The sequence below is a fragment of the Gemmobacter fulvus genome, assembly GCF_018798885.1.
GTDB lineage: Bacteria > Pseudomonadota > Alphaproteobacteria > Rhodobacterales > Rhodobacteraceae > Gemmobacter > Gemmobacter fulvus.
On record NZ_CP076361.1, the window covers coordinates 1,133,285 to 1,150,070 of the forward strand.

At 64.0% G+C, this 16,786-nt stretch carries 18 protein-coding genes; 13 read left to right on the top strand and 5 right to left on the bottom strand.

Features of this window, described 5'->3' with window-relative positions; genetic code table 11:
• Nucleotides 1-51: 51 nt before the first annotated feature.
• Entirely contained in the window at nucleotides 52-951 is a 900-nt protein-coding gene (locus tag KM031_RS05605) for a fatty acid desaturase (protein ID WP_215503551.1), read from the bottom strand.
• A gap of 109 nt (nucleotides 952-1,060) precedes the next feature.
• On the opposite strand from KM031_RS05605, the gene KM031_RS05610 reads away from it, so the two are divergent.
• Nucleotides 1,061-1,909 (top strand): helix-turn-helix domain-containing protein, encoded by an 849-nt coding sequence (locus tag KM031_RS05610; protein WP_246566790.1) that lies wholly within the window; start codon nucleotides 1,061-1,063, stop codon nucleotides 1,907-1,909.
• Here the strand turns inward: KM031_RS05610 and KM031_RS05615 are convergent.
• From KM031_RS05615 to KM031_RS05625, 3 genes are all read right to left on the bottom strand, one after another.
• Nucleotides 1,906-2,427, bottom strand: a complete 522-nt coding sequence (locus KM031_RS05615; protein WP_215503553.1) for a lipocalin family protein — start codon at nucleotides 2,425-2,427, stop codon at nucleotides 1,906-1,908. The two genes, KM031_RS05610 and KM031_RS05615, sit on opposite strands and share 4 nt — an antisense overlap.
• Complete coding sequence (locus tag KM031_RS05620; protein WP_215503554.1) at nucleotides 2,415-2,897, bottom strand: hypothetical protein; 483 nt, start codon at nucleotides 2,895-2,897, stop codon at nucleotides 2,415-2,417. The genes KM031_RS05615 and KM031_RS05620 overlap by 13 nt, the downstream gene beginning before the upstream one ends.
• Before the next feature lie 85 nt (nucleotides 2,898-2,982).
• The gene (locus KM031_RS05625) at nucleotides 2,983-4,017 is read right to left on the bottom strand and encodes an aldo/keto reductase (RefSeq protein ID WP_215503555.1); all 1,035 of its coding nucleotides are present in this window, start codon (nucleotides 4,015-4,017) and stop codon (nucleotides 2,983-2,985) included.
• Nucleotides 4,018-4,172: 155 nt separating this feature from the next.
• Between KM031_RS05625 and KM031_RS05630 the strand changes: the two genes are divergently transcribed.
• From KM031_RS05630 to phoB, 10 genes are all read left to right on the top strand, one after another.
• On the top strand, nucleotides 4,173-4,688 hold the full coding sequence (locus KM031_RS05630; protein ID WP_215503556.1) for a ClbS/DfsB family four-helix bundle protein: 516 nt from the start codon (nucleotides 4,173-4,175) through the stop codon (nucleotides 4,686-4,688).
• Nucleotides 4,689-4,805: 117 nt separating this feature from the next.
• Nucleotides 4,806-6,035, top strand: a complete 1,230-nt coding sequence (locus KM031_RS05635) for an MFS transporter (protein ID WP_215503557.1) — start codon at nucleotides 4,806-4,808, stop codon at nucleotides 6,033-6,035.
• 146 nt (nucleotides 6,036-6,181) lie between these two features.
• A complete protein-coding gene (gene metG, locus KM031_RS05640) occupies nucleotides 6,182-7,900 on the top strand; it encodes a methionine--tRNA ligase (protein ID WP_215503558.1) in 1,719 nt (572 codons plus the stop codon).
• 43 nt (nucleotides 7,901-7,943) lie between these two features.
• A complete protein-coding gene (locus KM031_RS05645) occupies nucleotides 7,944-8,528 on the top strand; it encodes a L,D-transpeptidase family protein (protein ID WP_246566791.1) in 585 nt (194 codons plus the stop codon).
• A 248-nt stretch (nucleotides 8,529-8,776) separates the two neighbouring features.
• Nucleotides 8,777-9,817, top strand: a complete 1,041-nt coding sequence (locus tag KM031_RS05650; protein WP_215503559.1) for a substrate-binding domain-containing protein — start codon at nucleotides 8,777-8,779, stop codon at nucleotides 9,815-9,817.
• 63 nt (nucleotides 9,818-9,880) lie between these two features.
• The gene (pstC, locus tag KM031_RS05655) at nucleotides 9,881-11,341 is read left to right on the top strand and encodes a phosphate ABC transporter permease subunit PstC (protein WP_215503560.1); all 1,461 of its coding nucleotides are present in this window, start codon (nucleotides 9,881-9,883) and stop codon (nucleotides 11,339-11,341) included.
• Nucleotides 11,338-12,666 carry a phosphate ABC transporter permease PstA gene (pstA, locus tag KM031_RS05660; RefSeq protein ID WP_215503561.1) on the top strand — a complete coding sequence of 443 codons (1,329 nt, stop codon included), beginning with the start codon at nucleotides 11,338-11,340 and terminating at the stop codon, nucleotides 12,664-12,666. The genes pstC and pstA overlap by 4 nt, the downstream gene beginning before the upstream one ends.
• Before the next feature lie 12 nt (nucleotides 12,667-12,678).
• Nucleotides 12,679-13,476, top strand: coding sequence for a phosphate ABC transporter ATP-binding protein PstB (gene pstB, locus KM031_RS05665; RefSeq protein WP_215503562.1), 798 nt, complete (start codon nucleotides 12,679-12,681; stop codon nucleotides 13,474-13,476).
• A 12-nt stretch (nucleotides 13,477-13,488) separates the two neighbouring features.
• The gene (gene phoU / locus KM031_RS05670) at nucleotides 13,489-14,217 is read left to right on the top strand and encodes a phosphate signaling complex protein PhoU (protein WP_215503563.1); all 729 of its coding nucleotides are present in this window, start codon (nucleotides 13,489-13,491) and stop codon (nucleotides 14,215-14,217) included.
• 3 nt (nucleotides 14,218-14,220) lie between these two features.
• Nucleotides 14,221-14,913 (top strand): phosphate regulon transcriptional regulator PhoB, encoded by a 693-nt coding sequence (phoB, locus tag KM031_RS05675; protein WP_215503564.1) that lies wholly within the window; start codon nucleotides 14,221-14,223, stop codon nucleotides 14,911-14,913.
• Nucleotides 14,914-14,943: 30 nt separating this feature from the next.
• Here the strand turns inward: phoB and KM031_RS05680 are convergent, their stop codons facing one another.
• Nucleotides 14,944-15,255: a DUF2218 domain-containing protein gene (locus KM031_RS05680; protein WP_215503565.1), complete on the bottom strand. Its 312-nt coding sequence runs from the start codon at nucleotides 15,253-15,255 to the stop codon at nucleotides 14,944-14,946.
• Between the two features lie 172 nt (nucleotides 15,256-15,427).
• Between KM031_RS05680 and KM031_RS05685 the strand changes: the two genes are divergently transcribed.
• Nucleotides 15,428-15,895, top strand: coding sequence for an Rrf2 family transcriptional regulator (locus tag KM031_RS05685; protein WP_215503566.1), 468 nt, complete (start codon nucleotides 15,428-15,430; stop codon nucleotides 15,893-15,895).
• Between the two features lie 71 nt (nucleotides 15,896-15,966).
• The gene (locus tag KM031_RS05690) at nucleotides 15,967-16,755 is read left to right on the top strand and encodes a hormone-sensitive lipase (protein WP_215503567.1); all 789 of its coding nucleotides are present in this window, start codon (nucleotides 15,967-15,969) and stop codon (nucleotides 16,753-16,755) included.
• The last annotated feature ends 31 nt before the right edge of the window (nucleotides 16,756-16,786 follow it).

Below are 16,786 nucleotides of genomic sequence, written 5' to 3' on the forward strand. Positions count from 1 at the left end.
ATCGGAGCCTCCGGCGGGGATATTTTTGCCAAGATGAATGGGGGGGGACAGTCAGTCCTTGAAGGGCCAGTGCGGGTGCGGCACCGGATCCTTGGCACGGATCAGGTGTTTGCGAAAAATCTCGGCATAGCTGCGATAGACATAGCCGTCATTGCGGCGTTGGTAGTGATCCTTGTGCGCGCGGTAGAGGGCGGGCAGATCGTACCAGGGCACATTCGGGTGCATGTGATGCACCACATGCAGATTGTTGTTCAGGAACAGCAGCGCCAGCGGGCCGCGATCCTCGATGATCACGGTGCGGGCGCGGGCGGCCTCATGCGCGCGATGTTCCAGAAAGGTGCGGATTTTCAGCAGGGCATGGCCAAGATAGGCGGTGGCAAGATAGGCCCATCCGGTCATCGGGGCCGCCGAGACCCACCAGATCACCAGAGCGACGCCGAGCCCATGCAGCAGCCAGTCGCGGATCACCGCCCGGTTGCCCGCCGCGATCAGGGCAGCCTCGCTGCGCAGCCAGAGCAGATTGCCAAGGACCGGGCCCAGTGTGATCCGCCCCAGCAGGGTGTTGTTGAGCCGCATCATCGCCTGCGCGCCCCGGGGCAGCGCCGCCCAGACCGCCGGGTCGCAATAATTGGATTCGGGGTCATCATAGGGGTCGGTCAGGATCGGGTCATGGTGATGCGCCAGATGGGTATCGCGGAAGCGGCCATAGGGCACGGTCAGCAGCAGCGCCGGGAACACCGCCGCCTCGTTCAGCCAACGCTGGCGGAACGGGTGGCCGTGCAGCGCCTCGTGCTGCAGGGAGGCGAATTGCGCGATGGCGAGCGCCGTGAGGATCACGCCCAGACCGGGTGACAGTGTATAGGCCGTGGTCGTGCCCAATATCCAGACCGCATAGGTGCTGCCCAGAAGGCCAAGGGTGATCCATTCAATCGCGGGTTTCGGCCTGTGCATCTGCGGACTTTCGTTTTGCCCGAGTATTATCACTGGACAGAACAGGCGGGTATTCCGAATATACGCATGGGCAAGTCAACTTTGGTGACTTTAATCACGGAGCATGACTATGATCGACAAGCGCGACCGGGCCAGCCTGTTCCGCATCCGGCTGGCCGAGGCGATGGGCTGGCGCAAGATGACGCAATCGGCGCTGGCGCGGGCCACGGGAGCGGATCGGTCGACCATCTCGCAATTGCTGGCGGATGGGGTGCGCCTGCCCAATGCGCAACTGGCGGCGGATTGTGCGCAGGCGCTGGGGATCAGCGCCGACTGGCTGCTGGGATTGAGCGACCGGCCCGAGCCACTGGCCGATATTCTGGCCGCCGAGCTGACCATGCGCGAGGCACCGCGCGCGCTGTTTGACGAGGCGATTTTCGGCTGGCATCAGGAGGCGGCGGGTTACAAGATCCGGCATGTGCCCGCCACGCTGCCCGATATGTTGAAAACCCGCGCCATGGTGGAATGGGAATACCGGCCGCAGCTGGGCCGCACCGCCGAACAGGCCTTTGGTGCGTTCGAGGATCAGCTGGACTGGATGCGCGGCGCGCGGTCGGATTACGAGATCGCCCTGCCTCTGCATGAGCTGGAGGCCTTTGCCACCGGCACCGGCTATTATGCCGGGTTGCCGCTGGCGGTGCGTCTGGGCCAGATCGACCGGCTGGAGACGCTGGCGGCGCAGCTTTATCCGTCGTTGCGGCTGTATCTTTTTGATGCGCGAAGGGTGTTTTCGGCCCCGGTCACGGTGTTTGGCCCTTTGCTCGCGGTCGTCTACCTTGGGCGGCATTACATCGCCTTCCGCGATTCCGCCCGTGTGGCCACGATCAGCGCGCATTTCGACTGGCTGGTGCGTGAGGCCAGTCTGGGTGCGCGCGATTTCACCGGCCATCTGAAGCTGCTGCGGGCGCAGATCGCCTAGAACAGCTTGAGCCGGGTCAGATCGTAGCCGTTCCAGTCGAGGATCTCACGCGCGGCGGTCAGCCGGTCGGCGGGCAAGGGGCCGCCGCGATTGAGGATGAAGCCCATCTCGCCGCTGGGTGTGCCGATCACAAGCGTGCGCATGTCGACATCCGCCCAGATGATCCACCAGGGCTGGCCGATGCCCCGCGCCTCGGTGCCCAAGGGCTGCAAGCGGCCCGGCCCGTCAAGCTGTGCGGCCCCGGCAAAGCGCTGCATCTTGCCGCCTAGGCAGAGCGTCGCATCCAGCGGGATCGTGCCGCCTTGCACATCGCCGAACTGCACCGCACCGGGGGCGCAACCGCCCGGTTTGGCAGCGAAGCTCGCGACCTGCTGCCAGGCCCCGCCCAGCCGCGCCGGATCCAGCACGGCATTGGAATAGATCTGGGTGCCACGATCGCGGTAGGTGCTGCGCTGATCGGGGGTGCGGTCGGCACAGGCGGCGAGCAGCAGCAGCGCCGCGAAGATCAATCGAGACATAGCGTCACCTGCCGTCCATCGGCCTGAAGGATGTCATTGCAGCCGAACATCGGCTCGACCGGGGCGCAGGTGCGCGAGCGGGCGAGGCACAGCCCCTCGCAATCGGTTTCCTTGCTGCATTGCTGGCCGGAATCGCGGGTGCGGCGGATGCAGGATTTGGTATTGGCGAGGCCTGCGGCAGACCATGCCCCTCCGGATTTTTCACAGGCCAGTTGCATCGGGGTTTTCGGTGGCGCTGCGGGCGTGGGCGGTTTGGCTGCATCGGGTGCCACGGCGGGCGGTGCGGCATCCGCCTGCGGGCCTGCGGCAAGTGGCGTCACGGCAATCGGCCCGCCGGCGATGGTGCCCGGTGCTGCCGTGACCCCGGCCACCGGCGCTGCCTTTGCCGCATCAGAGCTGCCCCTGCCTGGCAGGACAAGCTGGCAGGCGGCCAGCGTCAGCATCAACAGCAGCGAAAGGAAAATACGCATGAGGCCCCCGGACACTCCCCGCCCGGCGCCGGGCTGGTTGGCCCCACTTGGCCTGAACCGCTGGCCCGGCGCAAGGTGCAGATCATCAATAGGGGGCGGGATGTTCGCGGTGCAGCGCGTCAATCGCGGCCAGCACATCATCGCCCAGAACCACCTCCGCCGCGCCGATATTCACCGCCAGTTGCTCCAGGGTTGTGGCCCCAAGGATCGGGATCACCGGGAACGGGCGCTGGCGGGTAAAGGCCAGCGCCATCTGGCACGGGTCCAGCCCGGCATCCCGCGCAAGCCCCAGATAGGCCGAGATCGCCGGAAACACCTGCGGCGTCACCCGCCCGCCCAGTTGCGGCGTCTGTTCGCGGCGCGTGCGTTCGGGCACCACATCGCCCGCATATTTGCCCGAGAGCAAGCCGCAGGCCAGCGGCGAGAAGGCCAGCAGCGGCATATCCTCCATCGCGGCAAGCTCGGCCCAGTCACTGTCGAACTGGCGGCAGAGCAGCGAATATTCGTTCTGCACCGTGGCCATGCGCGGCAGGCGGTGTTCATCGGCCAGCCGCAGCCACTGCGCCGCCCCCCAGACGGTTTCATTCGACAGGCCAATGGCGCGGATCTTGCCCGCCGCCATCGCCGCTTCTGCGGCGCGCAGCACATCCTGCATATGATCCAGCGTCTCGGCCCGGCTGACTGGCGGGCGATAGCTCCAGATCTGGCGGAAGTGATACGAGCCCCGGTTGGGCCAGTGCAGTTGATAGAGGTCGATGTAATCGGTGTTCAGACGCCGCAACGAGCCGTCCAGCGCCGCGGTAAAGCTCGCGCCGGTGATCGGCTGGCCGCTGCGCAGCGTGTCGCCCTTGCCGGTGACTTTGGTGGCCAGCACCACGCGGTCGCGCCCGCCCTTGGCAAACCAGCTGCCGATGATCGCCTCGGTCGCGCCCACCGTTTCGGCGCGCACCGGGTTGGTGGGATACATTTCCGCCGTATCCCAGAAATTCACTCCATGATCGAGCGCATAGCCGATCTGGTCATGCGCCTCGGCCTCGGTGTTCTGGGTGCCCCAGGTCATCGTGCCAAGGCAATATTCGGATACGGTCAGGCCGGTCTGGCCCAGCGGCAGCTGTTTCATCGCAGTCTCCTTTGCCAGAAGCCTAGCCGGATGCCGCGCGATGACAAGGGCAGGGCTTTGGCAAAACCGCGCGGCGCGCGGCCTGTGACACCGGCACAGCTTCCATGCCTCAGGCGTTTCAGGCTAGGGGTCAGCCATCACGAAAGGGATCCGCCATGGCCGTGCCCACCTGCAAAGCCGAGCTTCTTACCGCAATTGGCACAAGCTTTGGCAAACTGCTCCGCGATCTTGAACGGGTGCCCCTGTCGCGCGTGCGCGAGACCACGCTTCCGGGCCATGTGGCCGGAGACAGCATGAGCCCGGCCGATCTGGTGTCCTATCTGATCGGCTGGAACAGCCTTGTCCTGAAATGGCTGGAGCAGGACGACCGGGGCGCGGCGGTGGATTTTCCCGCAACCGGCTTCAAATGGACCCAGCTTGGGCCTTTGGCACAGAAGTTTTACGCCGATTATCAGGGGCTGGACTGGGCCGACCTCATTGCTTTGCTGGTGTCGGTCAATGCCCGGCTGGTTGACACCGTGTCAGCACGGCCAGAGCCAGAGCTTTACGGGCAGGCCTGGTATGGCAAATGGACCAAGGGCCGGATGATCCAGTTCAACTCCTCGTCGCCCTATGCAAATGCCCGGGGACGCCTGCACAAATGGCTCAGGGCGCGGGCCCCTGCCACCTGATCGCGCGCACCCTGCCCACTGTCACAAACCGTGATCGGCGGGGCGGCGCTATCCGCTGTCATCTGCCGCTGTTCCGGGCAAATGTGACGCAAGCGCGACTGAACAGGCCCATTTCCCATGCGATTGCTCATTTCCTTTGCAGCCCTGTTTCTGTCGGTCGTGCTGCTGCAACTGGGATCGGGCGGCGTGGCGCCGCTGGATGCGATTTCCGGCGCGAGCCTTGGCTTTACCACCGCCGAGATCGGCATTCTGGGGTCGGCGCATTTCTTCGGGTTTTTCATCGGCTGCTGGTGGGCACCGCGCCTGATGGGCGAGGTGGGCCACAGCCGCGCCTTTGCCGCCTTCACGGCGGCGGGCACCATCGGCATTCTGGCGCATATGCTGATCATCAACCCGGTCGCCTGGTCGATCATGCGCATGGCCTCGGGGCTTTGCGTTGCCGGGTGTTACACGATCATCGAGGCCTGGTTGCAGGACAAAGTGACCAATGACACCCGCGCCCGCGCCATGGGCGTCTACCGGATCGTCGACATTGCGGGCAGCCTTGGCGCGCAACTGATGATCGGCATTCTCGCCCCGGCCTCCTATGTCTCGTATAATCTGCTGGCGCTGCTGTGTTGCGCGGCAATCTTCCCGCTGACCCTGACCAAAGTGGAAGCCCCGGCAACCCCACTGGCCCCGCGCCTGCGCCCGGCGATGGCCTGGCAGAAATCGCCGCTCGCAGCGGCGGGCGTCGTAGTCTCGGGCATCACCGGCGCAGCCTTCCGCATGGTGGGGCCGGTTTACGGGCTCGAGGTCGGGCTGGGCCCGGATCTGATTGCGTTGTTTCTGGCGGCCTATGTGCTGGGCGGGGCGGTGGCGCAATTGCCGGTGGGCTGGCTGGCCGACAGATATGACCGCCGCGCCGTGCTGATCTGGATTTCCATCGCCGGCATATTCGCCTGTGTCGCCACCATCTTTCTGGCGGGCACCGGTACGGCGGGGGTGTTTGCCGCCGCTGCGCTGTTCGGCTTTGCCACTCTGCCGGTCTATTCCATATCGACCGCCCATGCCCATGATTACGCCGAACCGATGGAGCGGGTAGAGCTGTCGGCAGCACTGATGTTCCTCTATGCGGTGGGCGCGATTGCCAGCCCCTTCATCGCCTCGGTGGTGATCGAACAGTTCGGCCCGGCGGCGATGTTCTGGATGATTGGCGGTGCCCATGCCGGGCTGATCGTGTTTGGTCTGGCCCGGATGCGGGCGCGCCCCCGCCGCGAGGCCCGCACCGCCTATACCTATGAGCCGCGCACCTCGTTCCTGATCGGGCGGCTGCTGAAACGCGACCGGGATCGCCCCTCTGATTAATACGCCGCAAGGCATCGCCGCGATGCTGCCGGGTCACTCCGGGATGACATCCTCTGGCGGATGCGGGGGCTGACGCGCCCAAAGGCTCTGGCCCTCTTGCGCAACCGGCGCTAAACCAGCCCCGGTACGGACGAGAGGCATGGGCCATGGCACGGATTCTGATCACATCTGCGATTCCCTATATCAACGGGATCAAGCATCTGGGCAATCTGGTGGGCAGCCAACTGCCTGCCGATCTGTTCGCGCGCTACAACCGGGCGCGCGGCCATGAGGTGATGTTCATCTGCGCCACCGATGAACATGGCACCCCGGCCGAGCTTGCCGCCGCCAAGGCGGGCAAACCCGTCGCCGAATATTGCGCCGAAATGCACGCGGTGCAGGCCGAGATCGCGCGCGGCTTCCGCCTGTCCTTCGATCACTTCGGGCGGTCGTCCTCGGAGCGGAACCACAAGCTGACCCAGCATTTTGCCGGCAAATTGGCCGAAAACGGCTTGATCCGCGAAGTGGTGGAAAGTCAGGTCTATTCGGTCGATGACGGGCGCTTCCTCCCCGACCGCTATATCGAGGGCACCTGCCCCAATTGCGGCTATGACTCGGCGCGCGGCGACCAGTGCGACAACTGCACCAAGCAGCTCGATCCCACCGACCTGATCAATCCCCATTCCACCATTTCCGGCTCCACCAATCTGGAAGTGCGCGAAACCAAGCACCTGTATCTGATGCAGCGCGCGCTGAAGGACAAGATCGCCGCCTGGATCGACAGCAAGACCGACTGGCCGCTGCTGACCACCTCGATTGCGCGCAAATGGCTGAACGATGGTGATGGCCTGCAGGATCGCGGCATCACCCGCGACCTGCACTGGGGCATCCCGGTGATGAAGGGCGATCAGCCCTGGCCGGGCATGGAAGGCAAGGTGTTCTACGTCTGGTTCGATGCGCCCATCGAATATATCGCAGGCACCGCCGAATGGGCCGATGCCAACGGCAAGACCGATGCCGATTGGGAACGCTGGTGGCGCACCGACAAGGGTGCTTCGGACGTGACGTATTATCAGTTCATGGGCAAGGATAACGTGCCCTTCCACACGCTCAGCTTCCCCGCCACCATTCTGGGCTCGGGCGAGCCGTGGAAGATGGTCGATTACCTCAAGTCCTTCAATTACCTGAATTATGATGGCGGCCAGTTCAGCACCTCGCGCGGGCGCGGTGTGTTCATGGATCAGGCGCTGTCGATCCTGCCCGCCGATTACTGGCGCTGGTGGCTGCTGAGCCATGCGCCCGAAAGCAGCGATTCCGAATTCACATGGGAGAATTTCCAGACCTCGGTGAACAAGGATCTGGCCGATGTGCTGGGCAACCTCGTCAGCCGCGTGACCAAATTCGCCAAGGCGAAATTCGGCGACGTGATTCCGGCAGGCGGCAGCTTCGGGCCGCAAGAGGCCGCGCTGATTGCCGATCTGGGCGCGCGCATCCGCGACTATGAAGGTTACATGGAAGCGATGGAGGTGCGCAAAGCCGCCACCGAACTGCGCGCCATCTGGGTGATCGGCAACGAATATCTGCAATCCGCCGCGCCGTGGACGGTGGTGAAAACCGATCCCGATCAGGCGCAGGCGATGATCCGGCTCAGCCTGAACCTGATCCGCATCTATGCGATCCTGTCGCAGCCCTTCATCCCCGATGCCAGTGCGGCGATGATGGCGGCGATGAACAGCGATGACTGGACGTGGCCCACCGATATGCCAGAGGCCATGCGCACCCTGCCCGCAGGCCATGCCTTCACCGTGCCGGACAATCTGTTCCGCAAGATCACCGATGAAGAGCGCGCCGATTGGCAGCAAAGGTTCGCCGGGATCCGCAGCTGACCCCACCGGCCCGCCTTGCAGGAATGTCAGGCGGGCGGCGGGCATGATGGGAGAATCCAGCTTGCGCTATCGGTCGCTTATCCTTGTTCCTGCCGCTCTGGCCTGCCTTGCGCTTGGGGCCTTTGGCTATACCAAGGTGATGGCGCGGATCGGCTCGGGCGCAGCCCCTGCCGCAGCGCCCGCCGAGCATCAGGCCGACAGCATCGTTGTATCCAAACAGGACAAGCGGCTTTATCTGCTGCGCGGCGGGGCGGTTCTCAGAACCTATGCAATTTCCATGGGTTCCCAATGGGATCAGGGCCACAAGCAACGCGAGGGCGATGAGCGGACACCCGAAGGCCGCTACCTGATCGACTGGCGCAATCCGCGATCCATGGCGCATCTGAGCCTGCATATTTCCTACCCCGATGCCGATGACAGCGCCTGGGCCGCTTCGGCAGGTGTCAGCCCCGGTGGCAATATCATGATCCATGGCCTGCCCAATGGCTGGGGCGCGTTGGGCGGGCTGCATCGTCTGGTCGACTGGACCGATGGCTGCATCGCCGTGACCAATGCCGAGATGCGCGAGATCTGGTCTTTGACCCCGGATGGCACGCCGATCACCATTCACGCCACCTGGACGCCCTGACGAATCCCCCCTCCGATTCCGGGGCGTGATCCGCGCGCCGACAGCACTTCCAAAGTCAGGCAGGCATGATTCCCGCTGGCCGCACGGCAAAACGCAGGGTCCAGCCGCATCAGGCCAAGATTCTGCACTGCGGCACAGCCTCTTTTACATAACTGTCACACGAATCTTACATAGCAGACACATCGCGCGGCTACGTCCTGCCCCAAGGACGCCGACGCGTCCGGGACCGGACTTTTCAGGAGCTAACCATGACCGTCATGAAACTCACCGTCTCGACGCTGGCCATTGCCGCCGTCTCGGCCACCGCTGCCATGGCACGCGACAATGTGCAGGTTGCCGGGTCGTCGACCGTGCTGCCCTATGCCACCATCGTGGCCGAAGCCTTTGGCGAAAACTTCGACTTCCCGACCCCGGTCGTGGAAGGTGGCGGTTCGGGTGCCGGCCGCAAGAAGCTGTGCGAAGGCGTGGGCGAAAACACCATCGACGTGGCAAACTCCTCGTCGCGCATCAAACAATCCGACATCGACCTCTGCACCGCCAATGGCGTGACCGAGATCATGGAAGTGCGTTTCGGCTATGACGGCATCGTGTTCGCCTCCGACATCAATGGCCCGGAATTCGCCTATACCCCGGCAGACTGGTTCAACGCGCTGGCCAAGGACGTGGTGAAGGACGGCAAGGTTGTCGCCAACCCGCACAAGACCTGGGCCGACGTGAATGCCGCCCTGCCCGCCCAGAACATCCTGGCCTTCATCCCCGGCACCAAACACGGCACCCGCGAAGTGTTCGACGAAAAGGTGCTGGTGCAGGGCTGTGAAGACAGCGGCGCCTATGAAGTGTTCAAAACCGCCAATGCCGGTGACGAAGACAAGGCCCATGACGCCTGCATGGCGCTGCGCACCGATGGCGCGTCGGTCGACATCGACGGCGACTACACCGAAACGCTGGCCCGGATCGACGCGAACAAGGCTGCCATCGGCGTGTTCGGCCTGTCGTTCTACCAGAACAACACCGACAAGCTGCGCGTCGCCACCATCAACGGCATCGTGCCGACCGTGGAAAGCATCGCTGCCGGGGATTATCCGGTGTCGCGTCCGCTGTATTTCTACGTCAAGAAAGCGCATATCGGCGTGATCCCCGGCCTGAAGGAATACCTCGAATTCTTCGTGTCGGACGATATGGCAGGCCCGGATGGCCCGCTGGCCGCCTATGGCCTCGTGTCGGACCCGGAACTGGCCGCAACCCAGGAAGCCGTGGCCAATGAAGTGCCGATGGGCCCGCTGAACTAAGCAGACCCTTCCGGGGTGGCGCCGCTCCCGCGCCACCCCTTTCCCTTTTCAAGCGGAACCACCATGAGCGTTGGTCTTCTTTCCCTGATCGTGCTGGGCCTTGCGGTCCTTGGCTTCATCCTCGGGCGGCAGCGGGCGCTGGCCGCCGTGAAGGGCGACCCGCGCGATCTTCATTCCCTGCCTGCCTATTATGGATATTCCGTCGCCCTGTTCACCGCTGTTCCGGCCCTGCTGGTTCTGGCGGTCTGGTTGTTTGTGCAGCCCATTCTGCTGCAAAGCAGCGTCTCGGCGCTGATCCCCGCCAGCGATATTGCCGAAGGCGCAAGCATTGATCTGGTGATGTCGGACGTGCGCCGCATCGCCGATGGTCTGGATGCCGTCGCCGCCAAGGCTGGCCTGAGCCCGGCAGCGCTGGAAGCGATGCGCGCCGACATGACCGACATGCGCGGTCGTCTGGCCGAAGTCGGGGTGGCGCTGGGGGCCGACGTGAAACCCTCGGCGCTGGAGGCTGCAAAGGCCTGGCGCAATGGCGAGGCCACGGGACGTCTGGCCATGAGCGGTGTCGTGCTGGTGCTGGCCCTGATCGGGTTGGCAATCGCGCTGCTGCGCGTCAAACCCGAAGAACGCGCCCGCAATATCGTCGAGGAATTCGTGAAAGTGCTGCTGATCGGCTGTTCGCTGATCGCGGTGGCCACCACCTTCGGCATCGTGTTTTCGCTGGTCTTTGAAAGCTGGCATTTCTTCAAACTCTACTCCTTCAAGGATTTCTTCTTCTCTGCCACCTGGAACCCCCAGTTCCGCGGTGGCTCGTCGCTGGGCCTGTGGCCACTGGTCTGGGGCACGCTCTATGTTTCGTTCATCGCGCTGCTGGTGGCGGTGCCGGTCGGTGTGATGGCCGCCATCTACCTGTCGGAATATGCCAGCCCGCGCATGCGCACGGTGGCAAAGCCGCTGCTGGAAGTGCTGGCCGGTATCCCCTCGATCGTCTACGGCCTGTTCGCGCTGGTGACTGTGGGGCCGCTGCTGCGCGATTACTTCGCCATGCCGCTGGGCCTGGGTGACAGTTCGTCCTCGGTGATGACGGCGGGCCTGGTGATGGGCCTGATGCTGATCCCCTATGTGTCGTCGCTGTCGGATGACATCATCAACGCGGTCCCGCAATCGCTGCGCGATGGGTCGTTCGGTCTGGGGGCCACGCAATCGGAAACCATCAAGCAGGTGGTGATCCCCGCCGCCCTGCCCGGCATTGTCGGTGCAATCCTGCTGGCCGCCAGCCGCGCCATCGGCGAGACGATGATCGTGGTGATGGGGGCCGGGGCTGCCGCGCAGCTGAGCCTCAACCCGTTCGAAGCGATGACCACGGTCACGGTGAAGATCGTCAGCCAGCTGACCGGCGATACCGAATTTGCCAGCCCCGAAACGCTGGTGGCCTTTGCCCTTGGCCTGACGCTGTTCTGCCTGACGCTCGGCCTGAACGTCCTCGCGCTCGTGATCGTGCGCAAGTATCGGGAACAATACGAATGACCGACGCAACCCAACACGCAAGCCTGCTTGAGGCCGATCCCCGCACGCGCCGCCGCAATGCCGCCGAGATGCGCTTCCGCCTCTATGGGCTGATTGCGGTCGGCATCGGCATCGCCGCCCTGATCGCCCTGCTCACCTCGGTTCTGGGCAATGGCTCCAGCGCCTTCCGGCAGACCTTTGTCGAAATCCCGGTGCTGCTGGACGAGGCGGTGCTGGACAAATCCGGCACCCGCGATGTCGAGGTGATGAAAAAAGTCACCACGGTCGGTTATACCAAGCTGATCCAGACCGCGCTGATGGCCGAACTGGCCGAAAAGGGCATCGCCCTGGGCGAGATGACGCCCAAGGACGTGATGGGCCTGATGTCGAAAGAGGCCCCGGCCGATCTGCGCAAGCAGGTGCTGGAAGATCCCAGCCTGATCGGCCAGACCATCACCTTCCCGGCCTTTGCCAATGGCCGCGTCGATGGTTTCTTCAAGGGCCGCGTCTCGATGGAAAGCGCGAAGCTTGACAGCAACATCTCGCCCGAACAGCTGCAACTGGCCGAAGCGATGAAAGAGGCGGGCCTGATCTCCACCCGCTTCAACCTGGGCTTCCTGACCATGCCTGACGCCTCGGAACTGCGCCCCGAGGCTGCGGGTCTGGGTGTGGCCATCCTCGGTTCCGCCTACATGATGCTGATCGTGCTGGTGCTGTCGCTGCCCATCGGCGTGGCCGCCTCGATCTATCTTGAGGAATTCGCACCGAAAAACAGGTGGACCGACCTGATCGAGGTGAATATCGCCAATCTGGCCGCCGTGCCGTCCATCGTGTTCGGTATCCTTGGCCTTGCCATCTTCATCAACTTCGCCGGCATGCCGCAATCGGCGCCGCTGGTCGGTGGTCTGGTGCTGACGCTGATGACCCTGCCCACCATCATCATCGCCACCCGCGCGAGCCTGAAGGCGGTGCCGCCGTCGATCCGCGATGCGGCGCTGGGGGTCGGGGCCTCCAAGATGCAGGCAATCTTCCACCATGTGCTGCCGCTGGCCATGCCCGGTATCCTCACCGGCACCATCATCGGTCTGGCCCATGCGCTTGGCGAAACCGCCCCGCTGCTGCTGATCGGCATGGTGGCCTTTGTGCGCGATTACCCCTCGGCGCCGCCGGAAGGGTTTCTGGATCCCGCCTCGGCGCTGCCGGTGCAGGTCTATCAATGGACACAACGCGCCGATCCTGCTTTCGTGGAACGTGCATCGGGGGCAATCATTGTCCTGCTCGTCTTCCTTCTTATGATGAACGCGGTCGCCATCGTGCTGCGCCGCCGCTTTGAACGCCGCTGGTAAGGGGCCAAAACCATGAACGATATGCGAATCCTGGAACGTGACGTCAGCGCGAATACCGCGAAGATCACCGCGCGCGGCGTGCAGGTCTATTACGGCGAATCCCATGCGCTGAAGGACGTGGATGTCGACATCCTCTCGGGCACCGTCACCGCTTTCATCGGCCCGTCAGGCTGCGGCAAATCCACCTTCCTGCGCTGCCTGAACCGGATGAACGACACCATCGCCATCTGCAAGGTCAAGGGCGAGATCCGGCTGGACGGCGCCGACATCTATGACAAGCGCGTCGATCCGGTGGTGCTGCGCGCCAAGGTGGGCATGGTGTTCCAGAAGCCGAACCCCTTCCCCAAGTCGATCTATGACAATGTTGCCTATGGCCCCAAGATCCATGGGCTGACGCGCTCCAAGACCGATCTGGACGAGATCGTCGAAAGCTCGCTGCGCAAGGCCGCGCTGTGGAACGAGGTGAAAGACCGCCTGCACGCCCCCGGCACCGGCCTGTCGGGCGGGCAGCAACAGCGGCTCTGCATTGCCCGCGCCATTGCCACCTCGCCCGAGGTGCTGCTGATGGACGAGCCCTGCTCGGCGCTTGACCCCATCGCCACCGCGCAGGTCGAGGAACTGATCGACGAATTGCGCTCGCAATTCTCGGTGGTGATCGTCACCCACTCGATGCAGCAGGCCGCCCGTGTCAGCCAGCGCACCGCGTTTTTCCATATGGGCCATCTCGTCGAATACGGCGAAACCGGCCAGATTTTCACCAATCCCAAGGATCCGCGTACGGAATCCTACATCACCGGCCGGATCGGCTGAGGAGCGCACGTCATGTTCAACAACGAACCGCATATCCGTTCGGCCTTTGACCACGATCTTGAAGGCGTGCAGGCCATGGTGATGAAGATGGGCGGGCTGGTGGAAACCGCCATGCTCGACGCCGCACAGGCACTGGACACCCGCGACGAAGAGCTGGCGCAGCGCGTGCGCCAAGGCGACAAGGTGATTGATGCGCTGGAAGAACAGATCCACACCGAATGCGCGCGCCTGATCGCGCTGCGTTCGCCCACCGCGACCGATCTGCGTACCGTGCTGACGGTGATGCGCATGGCTGCCAATCTGGAACGCTGCGGCGACTATGCCAAGAATCTGGCCAAGCGCGGCACGATCCTGGCGCAGATGTCGCCCATTGAAGGTGCCACCGGCTCCATCCGCCGGATGACCAAGGTCGTGGTGCTGATGCTGAAAGACGCGCTGGACGCCTATATCGCCCGCGACCCCGAACTGGCCTCGGATGTGCGCCAGCGCGACCGCGAGGTGGACCAGATGTATAACGCGCTGTTCCGCGAATTCCTGACGCATATGCTGGAAGATGCGCGCAACATCACCGCCTGCATGCACCTGCATTTCATCGCCAAGAACATCGAGCGTGTGGGCGACCATGCCACCGGCATTGCCGAACAGGTGATCTATCTGGTGCAGGGCAAACTGCCCGAGGATGACCGCCCGAAGGACTCGGGCATCACCGCGCTGTCCGCCGCCTCTGTCAGCGGGTCATAACCGATGGCAGCACAGGAACAGCCGACGGTGCTTCTGGTCGAGGATGAACCGGCACAGCGCGAGGTTCTGGCCTATAACCTCGAAGCCGAAGGCTTTGCCGTGACGATGGCCGCCGACGGCGAAGAAGCGATGATGCTGATCGACGAAGCGGCGCCGGACATCATCATTCTGGACTGGATGATGCCGAACCTGTCGGGGATCGAGGTCTGCCGTCGTCTGAAGATGCGCCCTGAAACGCGTGGCATCCCGATCATCCTGCTGTCGGCCCGCGCCGAAGAGGTGGACCGGGTGCGCGGGCTGGAAACCGGCGCGGATGACTATGTCATCAAGCCCTATTCGGTGCTGGAGCTGATGGCGCGGGCGCGGGCGCAGTTGCGCCGCGTCCGTCCCTCCACGGCGGGGGTGGTGCTGGAATACAGCGACATCCGGCTGGACCCGGAAACCCACCGGGTCTACCGCAGCAACAACGTGCTGAAACTGGGCCCGACCGAGTTCCGTCTGCTGACCACCTTCATGGAAAAGCCGGGCCGGGTCTGGAGCCGCGAGGCCCTGCTGGACCGGGTCTGGGGCCGCGACATCTATGTCGATACCCGCACGGTGGATGTGCATATCGGGCGGCTGCGCAAGGCGCTCTGCCAGTTCGGCGGCGATGATCCGCTGCGCACGGTGCGCGGGGCGGGCTACGCGCTCGGCTGACGTTCCGGCGCGCGCCCTGCCCTGCGCAGATCAGGCCGGGGGCGTGCCGCCGTCATCCTCCATCCGCCAGGCGCATCCGGTAAAACCTTCGCGCCAGGCGAAATTCACCAGATGCTTGTCGATCATGTAGCGCAGGTCGATCAGGCCTTTCGTATCCTCGGCGGTCAATTGCACGGTCAGCCCCTTGGCATCGGCCCGCAGATGCGCCGTGCCGGTTTCGGTGGCAAAGCGCCCCTCTTCTGCATCAAATCTGACCGTGATCTTGTGCTGAAAGTGTTTGCACAGCTGTTGCAGGTATTTCGATCCGTTCTCGCTGGCGTAATATCCTGTTGTGATCCGCATGCCGAAGCCTTTCCTGACTATTTCACACAGGATTATAGATCGACCCGGCCCTCGGCAAGATCCTCATGGGATCGCTCGCAGGGCTGTGATCCCGGCCCGCTGCGGCCCGATCCCGCTTGTGTCGACACAGCAAGTCGATTGATCCCCCCGGCAGGCACGGCTAGGATGGCGTATGATCACGCAGCGGATGAAATACGCGCTCAAGGCGCTTCTGGTTCTGGCCGATGAAAAGGCCGGTGCGGGCGCACCTTTGCGCATCGAGGAAATCGCGCGCCGGGCCTCTACGCCCAAGCGGTTTCTGGAACATATCCTGCTGGATATCCGCAATGCCGGGGTCATCGCCTCGATCCGCGGACGGTCGGGCGGTTATGTGCTGGTCAAGGATCCGGCGCTGGTGTCCATTTCCGAGCTGTTGCGCCTGATCGACGGGCCTATTGCGCCGCTGCAATGCCTGTCGCGCCATTCCTATCAGCGCTGTGAAGACTGCGCCGACGAGGAAAGCTGCCGTATCCGCCGGGTTTTTGCCGAAATCTTTTGGTCTTATCTGGTGCTGATCGAAAGCCTGACCTTGGCCGATATGCTGCGCTCTGACGCCACGGCCGCCGCAGTGCTGCAAGAGGCGGCTACGGCGGCGCAATAACGCCGCTTCTGCCCTTGACCCATCGCCGCTGTCCCTGAAAACTGCGCCCGCAGAACATCGGGGAAAAACAGATGGATATGGACCGCGCTTATGCCAATGGGGCTTTCATCCCCAATTCAGAGGCCTATCTGCCCCGCTGGCAGGCCGACGCCGAGGCGTTTCGCAGCAGCCTTGGCGCAAGGGCCGAATTGAACCTGCCCTATGGACCGGGCGCGCGGCAGAAGGTCGATCTGTTTCACCCCGAAGGCCCGGCCAAGGGGCTGCTGGTGTTCCTGCATGGCGGCTATTGGATGGCCACCGGGCGCGAGGTCTGGTCGCATCTGGCGGCGGGTGCCGTGGCGCGCGGCTGGGCCTGCGCCCTGCCCTCCTACACGCTGGCCCCCGAGGCCCGGATTGCCGCAATGACACAGGAAGCCGCGCAGGCGGTGGCTGCGACAAGTGCCCGCCTGCCCGGCCTGCCGGTTGTGGTGGCGGGCCATTCCGCCGGCGGCCATCTGTCCGCCCGTATGGGCTGCGCCGATCTGGACTTGCCGATGGTGCGCCGGGTGGTGCCGATCTCGCCCCTGTCGGATCTGGAACCGCTGATGCAGACGGCGATGAATACCACATTGCGGCTGGATGCAGACGAGGCTGCGGTAGAAAGCCCGGCCCATCTGCCGCGCCGTGCCGGTGTGGATGCGCATGTCTGGGTGGGTGGGCAAGAGCGGCCCGCGTTTTTGTGGCAGGCCCGGCTGCTGTCCGAAAATTGGGATTGCGGCTGGACGGTTGCGCCCGGTCGCCACCATTTTGACGTGCTGGATGCGCTGACGGATCCACATTCCGCGCTATGCGAGGCCTGTCTGGGCGATCTGCCCGGATAAAGGTTGCATAGAGCCTCGCGATATTATATTC